The 15813-nt window shown below is 64.1% G+C and carries 17 protein-coding genes and 2 tRNA genes; 14 read left to right on the plus strand and 5 right to left on the minus strand.

Translation table 11 applies throughout. The features are described 5' to 3' along the window. Positions 1-41 precede the first annotated feature (41 nt). Both K3F49_RS28525 and K3F49_RS28530 read left to right on the plus strand, forming a co-directional pair. Positions 42-117, plus strand: a tRNA-Thr gene (locus tag K3F49_RS28525). A gap of 157 nt (positions 118-274) precedes the next feature. After that, positions 275-655: a hypothetical protein gene (locus K3F49_RS28530; protein ID WP_234684224.1), complete on the plus strand. Its 381-nt coding sequence runs from the start codon at positions 275-277 to the stop codon at positions 653-655. A gap of 89 nt (positions 656-744) precedes the next feature. Here K3F49_RS28530 and K3F49_RS28535 read toward each other — a convergent pair whose 3' ends face one another. Beyond that, entirely contained in the window at positions 745-1812 is a 1068-nt protein-coding gene (locus K3F49_RS28535) for a polysaccharide deacetylase family protein (protein WP_234684225.1), read from the minus strand. Between the two features lie 253 nt (positions 1813-2065). Here K3F49_RS28535 and K3F49_RS28540 point away from each other — a divergent pair, with 253 nt between their 5' ends. Next, complete coding sequence (locus tag K3F49_RS28540; protein WP_234684226.1) at positions 2066-2371, plus strand: hypothetical protein; 306 nt, start codon at positions 2066-2068, stop codon at positions 2369-2371. Positions 2372-2546: 175 nt separating this feature from the next. Next, positions 2547-2762 (plus strand): cysteine rich repeat-containing protein, encoded by a 216-nt coding sequence (locus tag K3F49_RS28545; protein ID WP_234684227.1) that lies wholly within the window; start codon positions 2547-2549, stop codon positions 2760-2762. Between the two features lie 3 nt (positions 2763-2765). Here the strand turns inward: K3F49_RS28545 and K3F49_RS28550 are convergent, their stop codons facing one another. Beyond that, complete coding sequence (locus K3F49_RS28550; protein WP_234684228.1) at positions 2766-4454, minus strand: MFS transporter; 1689 nt, start codon at positions 4452-4454, stop codon at positions 2766-2768. 136 nt (positions 4455-4590) lie between these two features. Between K3F49_RS28550 and K3F49_RS28555 the strand changes: the two genes are divergently transcribed. The 7 genes from K3F49_RS28555 (at position 4591) to K3F49_RS28585 (ending at position 12392) form a co-directional block, all read left to right on the plus strand. Continuing rightward, the gene (locus tag K3F49_RS28555) at positions 4591-5973 is read left to right on the plus strand and encodes a hydrolase (protein ID WP_234684229.1); all 1383 of its coding nucleotides are present in this window, start codon (positions 4591-4593) and stop codon (positions 5971-5973) included. Positions 5974-6023: 50 nt separating this feature from the next. Continuing rightward, on the plus strand, positions 6024-7391 hold the full coding sequence (locus K3F49_RS28560) for a cytochrome P450 (RefSeq protein ID WP_234684230.1): 1368 nt from the start codon (positions 6024-6026) through the stop codon (positions 7389-7391). A 45-nt stretch (positions 7392-7436) separates the two neighbouring features. After that, the gene (locus K3F49_RS28565) at positions 7437-8846 is read left to right on the plus strand and encodes an adenylate/guanylate cyclase domain-containing protein (protein ID WP_234684231.1); all 1410 of its coding nucleotides are present in this window, start codon (positions 7437-7439) and stop codon (positions 8844-8846) included. A gap of 154 nt (positions 8847-9000) precedes the next feature. After that, the gene (locus tag K3F49_RS28570; RefSeq protein ID WP_234684232.1) at positions 9001-9489 is read left to right on the plus strand and encodes a tellurite resistance TerB family protein; all 489 of its coding nucleotides are present in this window, start codon (positions 9001-9003) and stop codon (positions 9487-9489) included. Between the two features lie 228 nt (positions 9490-9717). Beyond that, positions 9718-10497, plus strand: coding sequence for an SDR family NAD(P)-dependent oxidoreductase (locus tag K3F49_RS28575; RefSeq protein WP_234684233.1), 780 nt, complete (start codon positions 9718-9720; stop codon positions 10495-10497). Positions 10498-10671: 174 nt separating this feature from the next. Then, complete coding sequence (locus tag K3F49_RS28580; RefSeq protein WP_234684234.1) at positions 10672-11466, plus strand: glutamine amidotransferase; 795 nt, start codon at positions 10672-10674, stop codon at positions 11464-11466. A gap of 113 nt (positions 11467-11579) precedes the next feature. Further along, on the plus strand, positions 11580-12392 hold the full coding sequence (locus K3F49_RS28585) for an enoyl-CoA hydratase (protein ID WP_234684235.1): 813 nt from the start codon (positions 11580-11582) through the stop codon (positions 12390-12392). Positions 12393-12504: 112 nt separating this feature from the next. Here the strand turns inward: K3F49_RS28585 and K3F49_RS28590 are convergent. Beyond that, positions 12505-12580, minus strand: a tRNA-Ala gene (locus K3F49_RS28590). Between the two features lie 195 nt (positions 12581-12775). On the opposite strand from K3F49_RS28590, the gene K3F49_RS28595 reads away from it, so the two are divergent. Genes K3F49_RS28595 through folD form a run of 3 tightly spaced genes read left to right on the plus strand, consistent with a single transcriptional unit; the run spans position 12776 to position 14325 of the window. Further along, complete coding sequence (locus tag K3F49_RS28595) at positions 12776-13066, plus strand: YggT family protein (RefSeq protein ID WP_234684236.1); 291 nt, start codon at positions 12776-12778, stop codon at positions 13064-13066. 37 nt (positions 13067-13103) lie between these two features. Next, positions 13104-13427, plus strand: a complete 324-nt coding sequence (locus tag K3F49_RS28600; RefSeq protein ID WP_234684237.1) for a DUF167 domain-containing protein — start codon at positions 13104-13106, stop codon at positions 13425-13427. Between the two features lie 10 nt (positions 13428-13437). Next, positions 13438-14325, plus strand: a complete 888-nt coding sequence (gene folD, locus K3F49_RS28605) for a bifunctional methylenetetrahydrofolate dehydrogenase/methenyltetrahydrofolate cyclohydrolase FolD (protein ID WP_234684238.1) — start codon at positions 13438-13440, stop codon at positions 14323-14325. A gap of 61 nt (positions 14326-14386) precedes the next feature. Here the strand turns inward: folD and ppa are convergent, their stop codons facing one another. Beyond that, on the minus strand, positions 14387-14923 hold the full coding sequence (gene ppa, locus K3F49_RS28610; RefSeq protein ID WP_234684239.1) for an inorganic diphosphatase: 537 nt from the start codon (positions 14921-14923) through the stop codon (positions 14387-14389). Positions 14924-15118: 195 nt separating this feature from the next. Beyond that, complete coding sequence (locus tag K3F49_RS28615) at positions 15119-15628, minus strand: GNAT family N-acetyltransferase (RefSeq protein ID WP_027533231.1); 510 nt, start codon at positions 15626-15628, stop codon at positions 15119-15121. Between the last annotated feature and the right edge of the window lie 185 nt (positions 15629-15813).

Here is a 15813-nt window from a genome sequence, read left to right on the forward strand (position 1 = left end):
GCGCGTATCGGGGCCGGCATCGCCCGGGCCCGGCAGGGTTCGCCGCAATAGCTCAGCTGGTAGAGCACGTCATTCGTAATGACGGGGTCGGGGGTTCGAGTCCCTCTTGCGGCACCAGCACCCATCCAAGCATCATCATCGGGCAATTGGACAGCGCCTTGCTGCCCGAGGTCAACTGGCCGATCTCGCGCCGTCCGTCTGCGTGATCTTTCTCACATAACCTCGCGTGGCTCTCCCGTAATGTCCCGGTCACGCAAACACGGGGAGATGTCACATGCGCAAGATCATTCTGGTTGCCGCCATGGTTCTGGTTTCTGTGTCTGCTCGTGCAGGCGACCGCAGTCTGTCGATGTCGCCGGTGACCGAGCAGACCTCGGCTCCGCAAACCGCCACGACCACCGCTCCAGTGACGCACACCAGCGAAGTCGCTCCGGCCCCCCAAGCTCCGAAATATGTCGATCGTCCGCCGGCAGTCTCGACCCCCGCGCCTGTTGTGGCGACGGCGCCTGCCGTGACCACAACGGCGGCGCCAGTGTCGAGGATTAAGCCGGCCAAGCCCTACAGGACCGCAAGGGCAGGCAAACCGAAACACAAGCCGTACTGGAGCGAACGCCGCATCATCGCCGAGCTGCATCGCCACGGCTTCTACTGGTAAACGGCATCTACTGGTAGGCGGTTGTTCGTCTTGAAAGCAAAATGGCCGGGCGTAAGCCCGGCCATTTTAGTCTGTCGAAACCTGAAGCCTTAACGCTGCGAGACCGTCTGCACCACGCTCGAGACCGGGCGCGTGCTGGTCGCGCTGGGCGCCGGCGCCTTCAGCTCCTTGAGCACCGCTTCGTCATATTCGGGCAGCGAGTCGAACGTCGTCTTCGCCTTGATCTGCACGATCTTGTAGCCACCGGCCTTGAGGCGCGCGAGCAGCGTCGGCAGCGCTTCGCCGGTGCGCTTCTGGAAGTCGTGCATCAGGATGATGCCCTTGCCGAGCTTGTCGAGCTTGGTCATCACGTTGCTGATGATCTTGTCCGGCGTGCTCTCCTTGCGAAAATCGAAGGAGTCGAGGTCGGTCGAGAAAATCCCGACGTTGCGGCTGCCGAGATAGCTCACAAGCGCTGGATTCTGCTGAAGCTGCGGGAAGCGGAAGAACGGCGACGGATTGGTGCCGAGCGCCCATTTCACCGCGCTGAAGCCCTTCTCGATCTCGTCCTTGGCTTGCTGCTCCGTCATCTTTTTGCCGTTGAGATTGAGGTGCGACCAAGTGTGCGTGCCCACCGTGTGGCCCTGGGCCAGAACCTGGCGCAGGATCTCCGGATGCCAGGTGGCGTGCTTGCCGACCGAGAAGAACAGGCCCTTGGTGCATTCATCGGCCAGTGCCTTCAGCACGGCCGGTGTGTTGTGCGGCCAAGGGCTGTCGTCGAAGGTCAGCACGACCTCCTTGTCGGCGAGGAAATCGAACTGCTTGTACTGCTCGAAGCCGAAGCCCGGGCCGCCGGTCGTGTCGATCTCGACGACGCGCGAGACGCCCAGTGCGTTCGGATTGGTGCAGGTCGACGTCTGCTGAACAGGTGCTGCGACCGGTGCGGGGGCGGGCGCGGGCGCAGCGGCTGGAGCGGCGGGCTTGCCCGCAATCGCCGCCGTGGTCTCGACGTCGTCCTTGGCGGCAAGCTTGGCCGCGGCCGGAAGAGGATCGGCGGCACGGGCAGCCGTTGTCTTAGGGGCGCTCTGGTCGGAGCGCGAGGAATAAAAGTACCAACCTCCGGCGATCACGACCGCCGCAAGGACACTGGCCAGCATCAGGCCGAACGCATTACGCATCGCTACTCTTTCCAAATACGCAACCAAACCGGCGGAATTCCCCGCGCGCCCGGCCATTAATGCGAAGGAACAGTTAACGTGACACCAACACGACGGCAGTTGCGGAGGAATTTCAGGCGGGTGCGCCAAAGTGACCGGTGTCACGGTTGGGGTCCGGCCTGTGACCATCATCACAGTGGAAACGGTTCCGCAGGTGGATAGTCGTTCCCATCAACAACGGGCCCCGCTCACGCGGCGCCAATGGGAGCTGCAAATGACGACGTCGTTCACCGCCAAGTGCTTGACTGCAAAGATCCGCGACACGAGCCTGGCTCTGGGCTTTGCTGCCATCGTCTCGATCATCTCGACCGGCTCGAGCTTCGCCTACTCCGAGGAGATCAAGCAGGCTTGCTATAGCGACGCCTTCCGTCTTTGCTCGTCGGAGATTCCCAACGTCCCGAAGACCACGGCGTGCATCGTGAAGCATCGTACCGAGCTGAGCTCCGGCTGCCGCGCAATGGTGGACAAGGAGCTCGCCAAGGGCGCTTCAGGCAAGGTCGCTGACGCCCGGGACAACTAGTAACGGCACACGCCGCCAACTCATCGTCGCGTCACCCAAGCTCCCCCATGATGCACCCCGGCTCGAAGCCGGGGTCACGCGGCCGCAGCAGCACACCGGTCCATAAAGCCGTTGCGGCTGAGGGATCGTCGCACTAGCTTCGCCCGCACATCTTGCGGGTACGAGGCATTACGTGATGACCAGATTTCTTTTCATTGTTTCATTGGTTTTGTGCGCATCCGGCGCGTCAGCGCAGCAGCAGCCCGGCCAAGACGCCTGCGCGCGCGACGTCACGCGTCATTGCCGCGCCGTGATGAATAATGGCGATGGCGCCGTGCTCGCCTGTCTGAAAGAGCACCGCGCCAAGCTGAGCAAGGCCTGCGACAAGGTGCTGACCGATCACGGGCAGTAAGGATTACGTGCTGCTGCCCGCCGCGGTCGCGACCACCGGCAGCACCTCGGCACTCGCGCGATCCGGCGTGGCCTCGTTCCAGCGCACCGAACCGAACGGTCGCTCCAGCATGCGGCGGATTCGTACCGGCTCGGGGCCGATATGAAAATCGATCGCTTGCTGATGCAGCGCGCGCTCGGACTGGGTCGAACGGTTGCGCTGGCGCAGATAGTCGAACCAGGTCGGGCAGTGATAGCGCTCGGTCCACAATTCAGGATCGGCGATGTCCCGCGCAATGGACCAGCCATAGGCGCCGTTGCGCTGCCGGGACAGCTGCACGTCCTGCATCACATTGTGGAAGGCGCGCGCGTTTTCTTGGGCGACGCGATATTCGATCTCCACCACCAGCGGTCCGCTGCGCCCGGTCAGTGATAGCTTGACTTCGGGATCGGCCAGCACGTCGGCGTCTTCGTTGCGAGCGCCGACGCGCGGCATCGCGAGCCAGATGCCGAGCAGAGGCGAGACCAGCATCAGGCCGGCCGCAACGAGTAGCGCGACCTCGACGCCGGCGTAGTCGGTGAGATGGCCCCAGCCCCAGGCGCCGATCGCGATGCCGCCGGAAATCGAAGCCTGGAACGCGGCGAGCGAACGCCCGGCGACCCAGCGCGGCGCCGAGAGCTGCACGCCGATATTGAACAGCGCGACGGAGGCCATCCAGACCGCGCCGGCCAGCACCAGCGCGGCCGCGGTCAGCACCGGTTCGCTGGAGAGCCCGAGCGCCGCCATCGCAAACGCCATTGCGATGGTGCAGGCACGGATCGCGGACTCGCCGCTCATGCGCTTGCGCAATTCGTGGATGTTGAGCGCACCGACGACGGCGCCCATGCCGAAAGCGCCGAGCATGATGCCGTAGGTCTGTGCGCCGCCATGCAAGAGATCGCGCGCGACCAGCGGCATCAGCGCCATCACGGCGCCGCCGATCAGGCCCATCACCAGCGTGCGCAACAGCACGATCTTGATCGGCGGCGAATTGGTGATGTAGCGGAAGCCCGAGACCATGGCGCGGTTGAGCTTCTCCCGCGGCAGCCGCGATGGCTCGGTGGTCCGCCGCCAGAGCAGCAGCACCACCAGCAGCGGCAGATAGAGGATCGCATTGCAGGCAAACGCCGCGACCGCGCCGAGGGCGGCCACGATGACGCCGCCGACCGCGGGGCCGAAGCTGCGCGCGATGTTGTAGCTGATGCCGTTCAGCGCCACCGCCGACGGCAGCGCTTCCGGCGGCACCTGCTCGCTGACCGAGGACTGCCAGGCGGGACCAAACAGCGCATTGCCGCTGCCCACGACGAAGCAGAAGGCCAGCAGCGATTCCGGGGCGATGAGCTGAAGCCCGGCGAGGATCGTGAGCGCAGTTGCGCCGGTCAGCGCGATCAAGAGTGCGACCAGGGTCACGATGCGGCGGTCGTACATGTCGGCGATGGCGCCGGCCGGCATCGAGATCAGCATGATCGGCAGCATCAGGGCGGTCTGCACCAGCGCCACCTTGTCGGCGGACGCCGCCATCTGCGTCATCGCCCAGGCCGCGCCCACGCCCTGGATCAGGAGGCCGAGATTTGAAAGCAGGCTCGCGAGCCAGATGCGCCGGAACACGGTATACCGCAGGGGGGCCGCGATGCCGTCGGCGGAACGTCTCTGGCGGTTCGTCTGCTCGGTCATATCCTCTTCCAAGTCGTCTGGCAGAAACGGCTTCAATGATTCCGGCATCTTCAGTGATGCCTGCGAAAGTCCTTCGCTGTCCAGTGGTTAGGCCGCTATAAGCAGTGCAAAGACATGGTTTTACGGGGAGGAGCGGATGAAGCTGTCACGACGGACGATCCTGCAGGGTGCAGGTAGCGTGGCTTTCGCGGTTGCGAGCTTTCGCAACGATGCGCTGGCGCAAGGGCAGTCCGCGGTCAAAAATCCCGACAACAACCTTGAAGTGCCGCCGATCCTGTTCGTCCATGGCAATGGCGACTACGACGCGCTCTGGATGACGACGCTGTGGCGCATGGAATCCAACGGCATCGCGCGCGACCGCATGATGGCGATCAATTTCACCAATCCTAGCGCACGCACCGACGACGCGGTCGAACAGGCCAACCGCTCCTCGACCGAGGATCAGCGCCGCGAGCTTGCCGCCGCCGTCGCCGAGCTCAAACGCCGCACCGGCGCGGCGCGCGTCGCGCTGGTCGGCAATTCACGCGGCGGTAACTCCATCCGCAACGTCATCAAGAATGGCGGCGCCGGCGATGTCAGTCACGCGGTCCTGTGCGGCACGCCCAATCACGGCGTGTTTGCGCTCGATGATCTCCTCGGCAGCGAGTTCAACGGACGCGGCGCCTTCCTGCGCGGCTTGAACGGCGGCGACAGCGAGGTGACGCCGGGCACGGCTTTCCTCACCCTGCGCAGCGACGGCATGGACAAATATGCGCAACCCGATGGCCGCTTCATGGGCAAGCCGGGCGTGCCGACCAATGTCACTTTCGAGGGGCCGGAGCTGAAGGGCGCGACCAATCTCGTGCTCGGCACGATCGACCATCGCGAGACGGCGTATCACCCGCGCGCCTTCCGCGAGATCTACAAGTTCATCGCCGGCCGCGAGCCTGCGCGCATTGCGATCACGCCGGAGCAGACCGTTCGCATCGGCGGATTGGTCACGGGCGCGGTGGACGGCGTTCCGACCAACCGCCCGGTGGCCGGCGCGACGGTGGAGATCAACCATGTCGACCGCGAGAGCGGGGAGCGCAGGGGCGATGTGGTGCACCGCGCGACGACGGGCGCCGACGGCCGCTGGGGGCCGGCCACGGTCGATCCGACCTCGCCGCTCGAAATCGTCCTGACCTCGCCGGACGCCCCGATCACTCATTTCTACCGTTCGCCCTTCCCGCGCTCCTCCGACGTCGTGCATTTGCGCGCCGCGCGGCCGTTCGTTCAGGCGGACAAGGACGCCGGTGCGGTCGTGATCATGTCGCGCCCGCGCGGCTATTTCGGTCTGCCGCGCGACACCGTCCTGTTCGACGGCCAGGAGCCCGCCGACGTCCATCCGGGCGTGCCCACGGATGCGGCAGCAACTTTGCGCCTTCCGGCCAGCGAGGTCGGGCGTAACGTTGTGGCCCAGTTCAACGAAGAACGAATTGTGGCACGCGCCTGGCCGGCCTCCGAGAACAGGATTGCGGTTGCCGAACTGACTTATTAGCTAATTGCCTGCGCAAGCCTTTACTGCGACGAGATCTGCGGGAGAGAGCCATGAACATCGCCAGCGTGCGTCGGCCCGTCATCCCCCCGACCCCGCCGCGCGCGCCGGACAATTTGTCGTTCTTCGGCCGGCTTGCGGTGATCAGGCAGAATATGATCGCCACCTGGGGGCAGCGCGCCTATGAGGAAGAGATCATCCAGGGCCGCTTCTTCCTGCACAAGAGTTTTATCCTGAACCAGCCGGAAGCAATCCGGCATGTGTTGCTCAGCAACTACCAGAATTACACGCGGACGCCGGCGGGCATCCGCATGTTGCGTCCCGTGCTCGGCGAAGGTCTGCTGCTCGCCGAAGGCCATGCCTGGACGTTTCAACGCCGCACGCTGTCACCCGCCTTCACGCCGCGCGCCACCGCCAATCTCGTGCCGCACATGACGGCGGTGCTCGACGAGACCGTCGCGAAGCTGGATGCGCATACGAACGAGCCGGTAGATTTGCGTGAGGTCATGCAACGCATGACGCTGGAGATCGCCGGGCGCACGATGTTCTCGTTCGGCATGGATCGGCACGGCCCGACCTTGCGCAACTTCGTCACGGAATATGGCGAGCGGCTTGCGCGGGCCCATTTCCTCGACATGGTGCTGCCGGTCTCCTGGCCGACGCCCCTGGATCGGGCCCGGGCTCGTTTCCGCAAGCGCTGGGTCGAGTTCGTCGCGATGCTGATTGCCGAGCGGCGTGCGACGGGCAAGAAGGACGGCGCGCCGCCGCGCGATCTATTCGATCTCATGGACGACGCCCGCGATCCTGAAACGGGCAAGGGTTTTTCGGACGAGCAGCTCGTCGACGAGGTGGCGACCATGATCCTGGCGGGTCACGAGACGACCGCGACCGCGCTGTTCTGGGCGCTCTATCTGCTGGCCCTCGATCCGGATACGCAGGAGGAAGTCGCTTCCGAGACCCGCGGCGAACATCTCGACAGCATGGCCGACATCGACCGGCAAAAATTCACGCGCGCGGTGGTCGATGAGACCATGCGGCTCTATCCGTCGGCCTTTCTGATCGCCCGGGCCGCGCGCGACAAGGACAATGTCGGCGGCGCACAGGTCAGCAAGGGCGACATCATCATGATCGCGCCCTGGTTGCTGCACCGGCACGAGAAGCTGTGGGATCAGCCGGACGCGTTCATTCCAAAACGCTTCATGTCGAAAGAGGCGCCGGATCGCTTCGCCTATCTGCCGTTTGGCGCGGGCCCGCGCGTCTGCATCGGCGCGCCGTTCGCGCAAGCCGAGTCCGTTCTGGCGCTGGCGCGATTGATCGGGACGTTCCGCGTCGAACTGTCGGACGCGACGCCGGTCATTCCGTATGGCGTCGTCACGACCCAGCCTGACCACTCACCCCTGTTCCGCATCACGCGCCGGTGACAGGCTCTGACCGTTGCCGTGATCCACCCCAAATAGAGTTGCGCCATGAGCGACATCCAGGCCCAATTATCCGTTCTGAAGCAGACCGCCGACGCGAATGTGGTCGATGCGATCGCGCGTCTCATCGAGGACGGCGAGGATCACGAGCTCAACCGCGTCAATGTCCTCGACTTCGCCACGCACCACGGCGTCGATGAAGAGCACGCGATCTCCACCTTTCTGCATGCGGCGCGGCTCGGGTTGTTCGATCTCGGCTGGAACGTGCTGTGCCCCGGCTGCGGCGGCGTGCTCGGCGCCCACACGACGCTGAAGGCGCTCAAGCCGGACGATTATCACTGCGCGCTCTGCGCCTGCGGCTACAAGGCGTCGGTCGACGATCAGGTCGAGGTCTCCTTCACCGTGAATCCGCGCGTCCGGCGGATCGCCGCGCACGATCCCGATACGCTTCCGGTGTGGGAGTATTTCAAGCAGGTGTTCTGGAGCTCCGGTGTCGACTTCAACAAGGAATCGTTTGCGACATTGGCCAACGAGGTGACGCTGGACACGATGGAGCTGCCGGCCGGCGAGAAGGCGACCATGTCGCTGCAACTTCCGAACGACTTCATCATCATCTTCGAGCCGGTGACGCACGCCGCCCAGTTCATCGACGTCCAGGGCGAGCCGACCAAGGACCGCCAGCAGCTCGCGATCATGTACAACAGGGTGCAGGCGCCGACGGGGACCACGACGATGCGGCCGGGTCCGCTTCGGCTGTCGCTGGAGAACCAGGCCGGCGTGCGGGTGCTGCCATCGGTGTTCATCGCGGCCGAGGCGCTCCATCACCTGATCGGCCAGCGCAAGCCGTTCCTCACTGCCAAGCGCATGCTGTCGAACCAGACGTTTCGCGATGTCTTCAAGGCGGACAATCTCAGTCTCGACCAGCGGCTCCAGATCACCTCGCTGACCTTCCTGTTCACCGATCTGAAGGGTTCGACCGCGCTCTACGAGCGTGTCGGCGATCTCGCCGCTTTCGATCTCGTGCGTGCGCATTTCCACGCGCTGCTGGAGATCATCTCGTCCGAGAAGGGCGCGGTGGTGAAGACGATCGGCGATGCCGTGATGGCGACCTTCGTCCGTCCCGAGCACGCCATCGTCGCGGGCCTGCGGATGCGCGCGGCGATGGACGAGCTCAACAAGCAGCGCGGCACGGCTGATCTCATCGTGAAGATCGGCATCCATGAAGGTCCGTGCCTCGCGGTGATGCTCAACGAGCGGCAGGATTATTTCGGCCAGACCGTCAACATCGCCGCGCGCGTGCAGAGCCTGTCGACCGCGCAGGAGATCCATATCACCGGTCCGGTGCTGGACGCGCCAGCGGTCGCCGAGGTCCTCAAGCAACGCGAGATCCGGCCGATCCAGAAGCAGGCGGCGCTCCGCGGTATCGCAGACAAGATGGTGGTGTACGAGATACCGTGACTTATCATCGTCTCGGCCTTCGCCGGGACCACGGATAATCAGATTGCCGAAACGTAATCAGCGCGCGGAACTGCCGCACGTTGCGCCGGTTGAGTTTCCCTCTCATATAATGCTGGTAGCGGCCACGCCGCGTCATCGATTTCGGTAGGATCTTATGCTCGACGGCCTGCGCCAATTCATTGCCGACATTGTTGCTCCTCATGCCCAGGACCGCGCCTTCGGCGACAATGATTATCGGCTGGCGGCCACGGCGCTGCTGGTCCACGTGGTTTCGCTCGACGGCCAGCCGACGCAGGCCGAGCAGGGCAAGCTGCACAATCTGATCGAAAGCCATTTCGGGCTCGACCGGGGCACGGCCGACCGGCTGATTGCGGATGCGACCCAGGTCGAGGGCGAGGCGGTCGATCTTTATCACTTTACCAGCGTCATCATGCGCTCGCTCGACGAAGAGGGCCGCAAGCGCATCGTCCAGATGATGTGGGAGCTGGTCTATGCCGACGGCCAGGTCACCGAGTTCGAGGACAACGTCGTCTGGCGTGCTTCCGACCTGCTCGGGGTCTCCCAGCGCGACCGGATTGATCTCAAGCACGCCGTGGCGGACCGCGCCGGCGGTCAGGTCAAGGATGGCGCGCTCGGCGGCTGAGCTATCGCCAGCGCGGCATGATGTCCGGTTGTATCGACCACATGACGAAACTTTAATGTAGCCATCCGACCTCCCGACTCCGGATTCGCCTGTAAATCCGCGGTTTTTCCTGCTCCCTGTCGCCCGCTCAGGCCGCCATGCTGCCAGCGCCGCTTGCCTGCCGCGCGTGGCCTATGCTCCAGTTCCGCCATTGCGGCCAAAAAAACGTCAATTCAAGAGACTGCGATCGTGACTGAGCGGGTAACGTTGATCACCGGTGCCTCGGCGGGCATAGGCACGGAGCTGGCGCGTGTGTTTGCCGCGAACGGACATCGGCTCGCGCTGACGGCGCGACGTGCCGATCGGCTCGAGGCGCTCGCAAACGAGCTCACCTCCAAATGCGGCAAGAAGCCGATCGTGATCGCCTGCGATCTGCAGCAACCCGATGCCGGCGAAAAAATCGCCGCCGCGCTCGCTGCCGAACAGGTCGAACTCGACAATCTGGTCAACAATGCCGGCTTTGGCGTGTTCGGCGATGCCATCGACCGCGACCGCGACGAGCAGGTCGGCATCGTCGACGTCAACGTCCGCGCGCTGACCGATCTGTCGCTGCGCTTTGCCGACCAGCTGATCAGGAACAAGGGCGGCCTGCTCAATGTCGGCTCCGTCGCGGGTTTTCTGCCGGGGCCCGGCATGGCCGTGTATTACGCCTCCAAGGCCTATGTAATTTCGCTCACCGAGGCCTTGCGGGCGGAGCTCGCGCCGCGCGGCGTTCGCGTCACCGTGCTTTGCCCGGGACCGGTGCAGACCGAATTCCAGGGACGCGCCGGCGTTGGCTCCGGGCACGATACGGCGATTCTCAATGTCTCGGCTGCCGAGGTCGCACAGCAGGCCTATCGCGGCCTGATGGCGAACAAACGGGCAGTGCTGCCGGGTCTCGGTATCAAGATCGTGCCGTTCGCACTGCGGTTCTTCCCGCGCGGCTTCATCCTGTCCGCCACCAGCCGGTTCCAGCGGCAGAGACATTAGATTCTTTTGTTTCTTCACGAGAACCGGTACCCACTTCGCTCGAAAAGGCTCTGCAGAGCACCCGTAGTGGCCCGGAGCTTGCTTCTATATCGGGGCGTGTGTGCGCAAACTCACACGATGTTAACCGTCACTTAGCTATGCTGGCGGCTTGAACCGATAGCACTCGCAGAGGCCATGTCGTTTCGAACGGACAGGTTTGGTGGCGCAGAATTGGTGCCCTTCCCCAGAAGGACGCCGAGCGCGGCCGCCTCCGAACCGCTTCTACCGGTTCTGATCGTCCTGCATCAGGAATCCTCGACCCCCGGCCGCGTCGGCAATGCGCTGCGTGCGCTCGGCCATCGTCTCGACATTCGCAGGCCGCGCCTCGGCGATCCCCTGCCCGACACGCTCGATCGGCATGCCGGCGCCGTGGTCTTCGGTGGCCCGATGAGCGCCAATGATCCCGACGACTACGTTCGCCGCGAGATCGACTGGATCGAAATTCCGCTTCGCGAACAGCGCCCGTTCCTCGGCATCTGCCTGGGTGCGCAGATGCTGGCGATGCAGCTCGGCGCACGCGTCGCGCCGCACGCGCAGGCACTGACCCAGATCGGCTACTACCCGATCCGCCCGACCGCAGCTGGCCATGCGCTCTGCCCGGACTGGCCCGCGCAGGTCTATCACTGGCATCGCGAAGGATTTCAGTTGCCGCGAGGTGCCGAATTGCTGGCGGAAGGCGACGATTTTCCGATCCAGGCGTTCCGCACCGGCAATGCCTTCGGCGTGCAGTTTCATCCCGACGTGACTTACGCGATGATGCATTGCTGGACCACGCGCGGCTATGACGGCCTCAGCGCGCCTGGCGCGCGCGAGCGGCATCACCATTTTGCGGATCGCGCGGTTTACGATGCCGCGGAACGCGCCTGGCTCGTCCATTTCATCGACGGCTGGCTGGCGCGCCGGCCCGCGCTGGCACAAGCCGCCGAATAGATCGCGCCTTCCCGCAAGTCCTTCGCGCAAGTCCTTGCCTCATCCCTGGATATGCTAGGCTCGCTGCCAATGAGCGCGCGCGAACGCGTACCGGCCAACACAGGGAGAGCGCGATGTCCTACGAACACATTCTCTACGAAGTGAACGACCGGATCGCGACCATCACGCTCAATCGTCCTGATCGGATGAACGCGTGGACGCCGGTCATGGAGCGCGACGTGCGCCACGCGATGGAAGCGTCCAGCGCCGATGACAGTGTCCGCGTCATCGTGCTGACAGGCGCGGGCCGCGCCTTCTGTGCCGGCGCCGACATGGACGCGCTGAAGGGGCTCGATCCCAACGACGTCAGGCGCGCCTCGAACCTGCCGCCCTTCGACATGAACCGCCGGCCGGACTGGCAGACGCGGTACGGCTTCTATCCGTCGATCTGCAAGCCGGTCATCGCGATGCTCAACGGTGCGACGGCGGGCATCGGTCTTGTCCACGCACTCTATTGCGACCTGCGCTTTGCCGCCGACAACACCGTGTTCACCACGGCCTTCGCGCGGCGCGGCCTGATTGCCGAGCACGGCATCAGCTGGATGCTGCCGCGGATCGTCGGTCATGCCAACGCCATGGATCTGCTGATCTCGGCGCGTCGTGTTCCGAGCGAGGAGGCGTTGCGAATCGGGCTGGTCAACCGGCTCTGCTCGCCCGAGAAGCTGCGCGAGGAGACTTACGCCTATGCCCGCGATCTCGCCGATTTCGTCTCGCCGAGCGCGATGGCCGTGATCAAGCGGCAGCTCTACGAGGTGCCGTTCCAGACGCTCAGCGAAGCCACCATCGAGGCCAACCGGGAGATGATGGTGGCGCTGAACGGGAGCGATTTCCGCGAGGGTGTGGCGAGCTTCATGGAGAAGCGGCCGCCGAGATTTACGGGGAAGTAGGGGGAGTTGTTCCTCAATCAGTCCGTCTTCGCCCTTTGGGCTTCGCCGGACACCACGCTTCGCCCCTCGGGCTTCTCGTGGCTGCGCCACGCGTAGCCCGACGGGCGAAGCGTGGTGGAGCCAGGCGGGATCGAACCGCCGACCTCGTCATTGCGAACGACGCGCTCTCCCAGCTGAGCTATGGCCCCTTTGCTGGCCGCTCTGGTAAACGCGGCCGACAACCGGGCGCCATTTAAGTCCCCGCCAAGGTCAAGTCAAGGACGGGTGTAACCCGGTTTTAGCCATCCGGGCGCCGACTTCCCTTGTTTGGGCGGGGGGGAACCGATATCTAGCCAAGTGCGTCCAATGACCGTCCCACGACTGGCCCAGAGAGTGTTTCGCTGATGCGCCCGATAGTCTTCATTCTGATCCAGATCATCAATCTTTACATCTATCTGCTGATCGCATCGGCAATCCTGTCATGGTTGATCGCGTTCAACGTCGTGAACACCCGCAACCAGTTCGTCGGCTCGGTCTGGGAGTTTCTCTATCGGATTACCGAGCCGGTCCTCGGCCCTATCAGGCGCAGGCTGCCGGCGATGGGCGGGCTCGATCTGTCTCCAATCGTCGCCTTCTTCGTGCTTTGGCTGATCCAGCTCTATCTCGCCGAGTACGTTTATCCGAACGTGCCGTAGCCCGGCGGAACCGTGGCGGAGCCTCGATGGACCCTCGATGGAGCCTTGGCGCATCTCCACCACGGGCCTCACTATCGCGTTGCGCGTGACGCCGCGTGGCGGACGTGACGGCATCGACGGGATCGAGCAGCTCTCCGACGGCCGCAGCGTATTGAAGGTGCGTGTGCGTGCCATCGCCGATGACGGCGAGGCCAATCGCGCGGTGCTGGTGCTGCTGGCGAAATCGCTCGGCGTGCCCAAGACCGGCGTCAGTCTGTTGTCGGGGGCGACGTCGCGGCTGAAGCAGGTCGCCGTCGCGGGTGATCCGGCACGGCTTAGTGAGGCGTTGCGCAAGCTCGCTTCCGTCAAATCGACAGATTAAGGGAACTGACATGACGGCCAGGATCATCGATGGAAAAGTCATCGCGGCGGACCTTCGTGCCCGCGTCGCCGACGAGGTCGCCCGCGTCAAGCGCGAGCACAATCTGGTGCCTGGCCTCGCAGTGGTCCTGGTCGGCAGCGATCCCGCCAGCGAAGTCTATGTCCGCTCCAAGCATACGCAGACCCAGGCCGCCGGCATGGCCTCGTTCGAGCACAAGCTGCCGGCGGACGTCTCGCAAGCCGATCTGCTGGCGGTGGTCGCAAAGCTCAATCGCGATCCCGCTGTGCACGGCATCCTCGTGCAATTGCCGCTGCCCAAGGGACTCAACACCGAGGCGGTGATCAATGCCATCGATCCTGCCAAGGATGTCGACGGCCTGCACCCGAACAATGCCGGGCGGCTTGCCGGCGGCTTCGAGGCGCTGTCGCCCTGCACGCCGCTCGGCTGCATCATCCTGACCAAGAGCGTGCACCCTTCACTCGAGGGCATGAACGCCATCGTGATCGGCCGCTCCAATCTGGTCGGCCGCCCGCTGGTGCAATTGCTGCTGAACGAGAACGCCACGGTGACGATCGCCCATTCGCGCTCGCGCGACCTGCCCGGGCTCGTGAAGCAGGCCGATCTCGTCTATGCCGCGGTCGGCAGGCCGGAGATGGTGCGTGGCGATTGGCTGAAGCCGGGTGCGACCGTGATCGATGTTGGCATCAACCGCATTCCGAAGGATGACGGCAAGACCCGCCTCGTCGGCGATGTTGCCTATCAGGAAGCGCTTGGCATTGCCGGTGCGGTGACGCCGGTGCCGGGCGGCGTCGGTCAGATGACGGTCGCCTGCCTGCTCGTGAACACGCTGCGCGCGGCTTGTGCGATTGCGGGTTTGCCCAAGCCGGCGGTGTCGTGAGCTCGCGTGCCCCGGACGCGGTGCGTCATTTCATGCCGCACCGCGTCCGGGACACTTAATCCTACGCCTTCTTTTTCTTCTCGCGCTCGATGCCCTCGAGGATCAGCTTCTGCGCTTCCTCGGGGCCGCCCCAGCGCGTGATCTTCACCCACTTGCCCTTCTCGAGATCCTTGTAGTGCTCGAAGAAGTGCTGGATCTGCTGCAGCGTGATATCGGGCAGATCGGAATACGACCTCACCTTGTCGTAGCGCTGCGTCAGCTTTGACGACGGCACCGCCAGAATCTTCTCGTCGCCGCCGGCCTCGTCCTCCATGAACAGCACGCCGACCGGACGCACGCTCATGACGGCACCGGGGATGATGGCGCGGGTGTTGATGATCAGCACGTCGCAGGGGTCGCCGTCATCGGACAGGGTGTGCGGGATGAAACCGTAATTACCGGGGTAACGCATCGGCGTGTAGAGGAAGCGGTCGACCACCAGTGTGCCGGCTTCCTTGTCCATCTCGTATTTGATCGGTTCGCCGCCCACCGGGACTTCGATGATGACGTTGACGTCCTCAGGGACGTTTTTCCCGATTGAGACCGCATCGATACGCATTAGAAAGGCTCCGTTGTTGCCGAGGTTAAATCGCGCCCGGCAGCGATTTTGGCGCTGTCATACGCGGGCTTGGCCCCCCGATCCATCGTGTTTTTGTGAAATAATGAATCCAGCGATCACCGGCTCAAAAAGCAACGGTATCGACGGACGGAAAGCGCCGCTGATAAGCTTTCAGCGGCTCAATTGGTCCAAATCTCAATTGGTCCAGGCGAAGGCAACCTTATCGAGCGACTTCGGCCCGAACCGCTCCGAGGAGCGCGCCACCATGCGGCCGCCCAGCGCCCGGTAGAACTCGGTCGCCGGATCGTTGTCCGAGAGCGCCCACACCACCATGCTCTTCAGATTGCTCTGCATGAGGTCGCGGCGGGCGGCAGTGAACAGGCGCCGGCCGAATCCGAGGCCCTGAAATTCAGGGCGCAGATACAGCTCGTAGATCTCGCCATCGAAATGCAGGCTGCGGGCTCGGTTGCGACCGTAGTTGGCGTAGCCTGCGATCTTGTCGCCGAACACCAGCACGCTGACGCGGCTGCCCTTGCGGATCGCGCTGTCCCACCACTGCGGACCACGTCGGTTGATCAGCTTCTCCAGCTCGGCGCCGGGAATGATGCCCTGATAGGCGGAACGCCATGCTTCGTCATGGGTGGACGCCACCGCAGTTGCATCTGCAGCTTTGGCCGGCCGGACCTCGATCAGGGTTGTGCTCATGGACGCGATCAAACCAAGTCGCCGCGCTGGCGGCAAGACCTATCGTTAATTATCGGTTAACCTGTGGACTTTCTGCATCAGTATTTTAACCATGTTGTACCGAAAAAAGACAACACGCCATTTCGTGCGGCAATGGTCTGCCATGCGCCGGTGCAAAACTCCGCAGCCTCAACGAATGAACGCCA

Source organism: Bradyrhizobium monzae, assembly GCF_021458635.1.
Classification (GTDB): domain Bacteria; phylum Pseudomonadota; class Alphaproteobacteria; order Rhizobiales; family Xanthobacteraceae; genus Bradyrhizobium.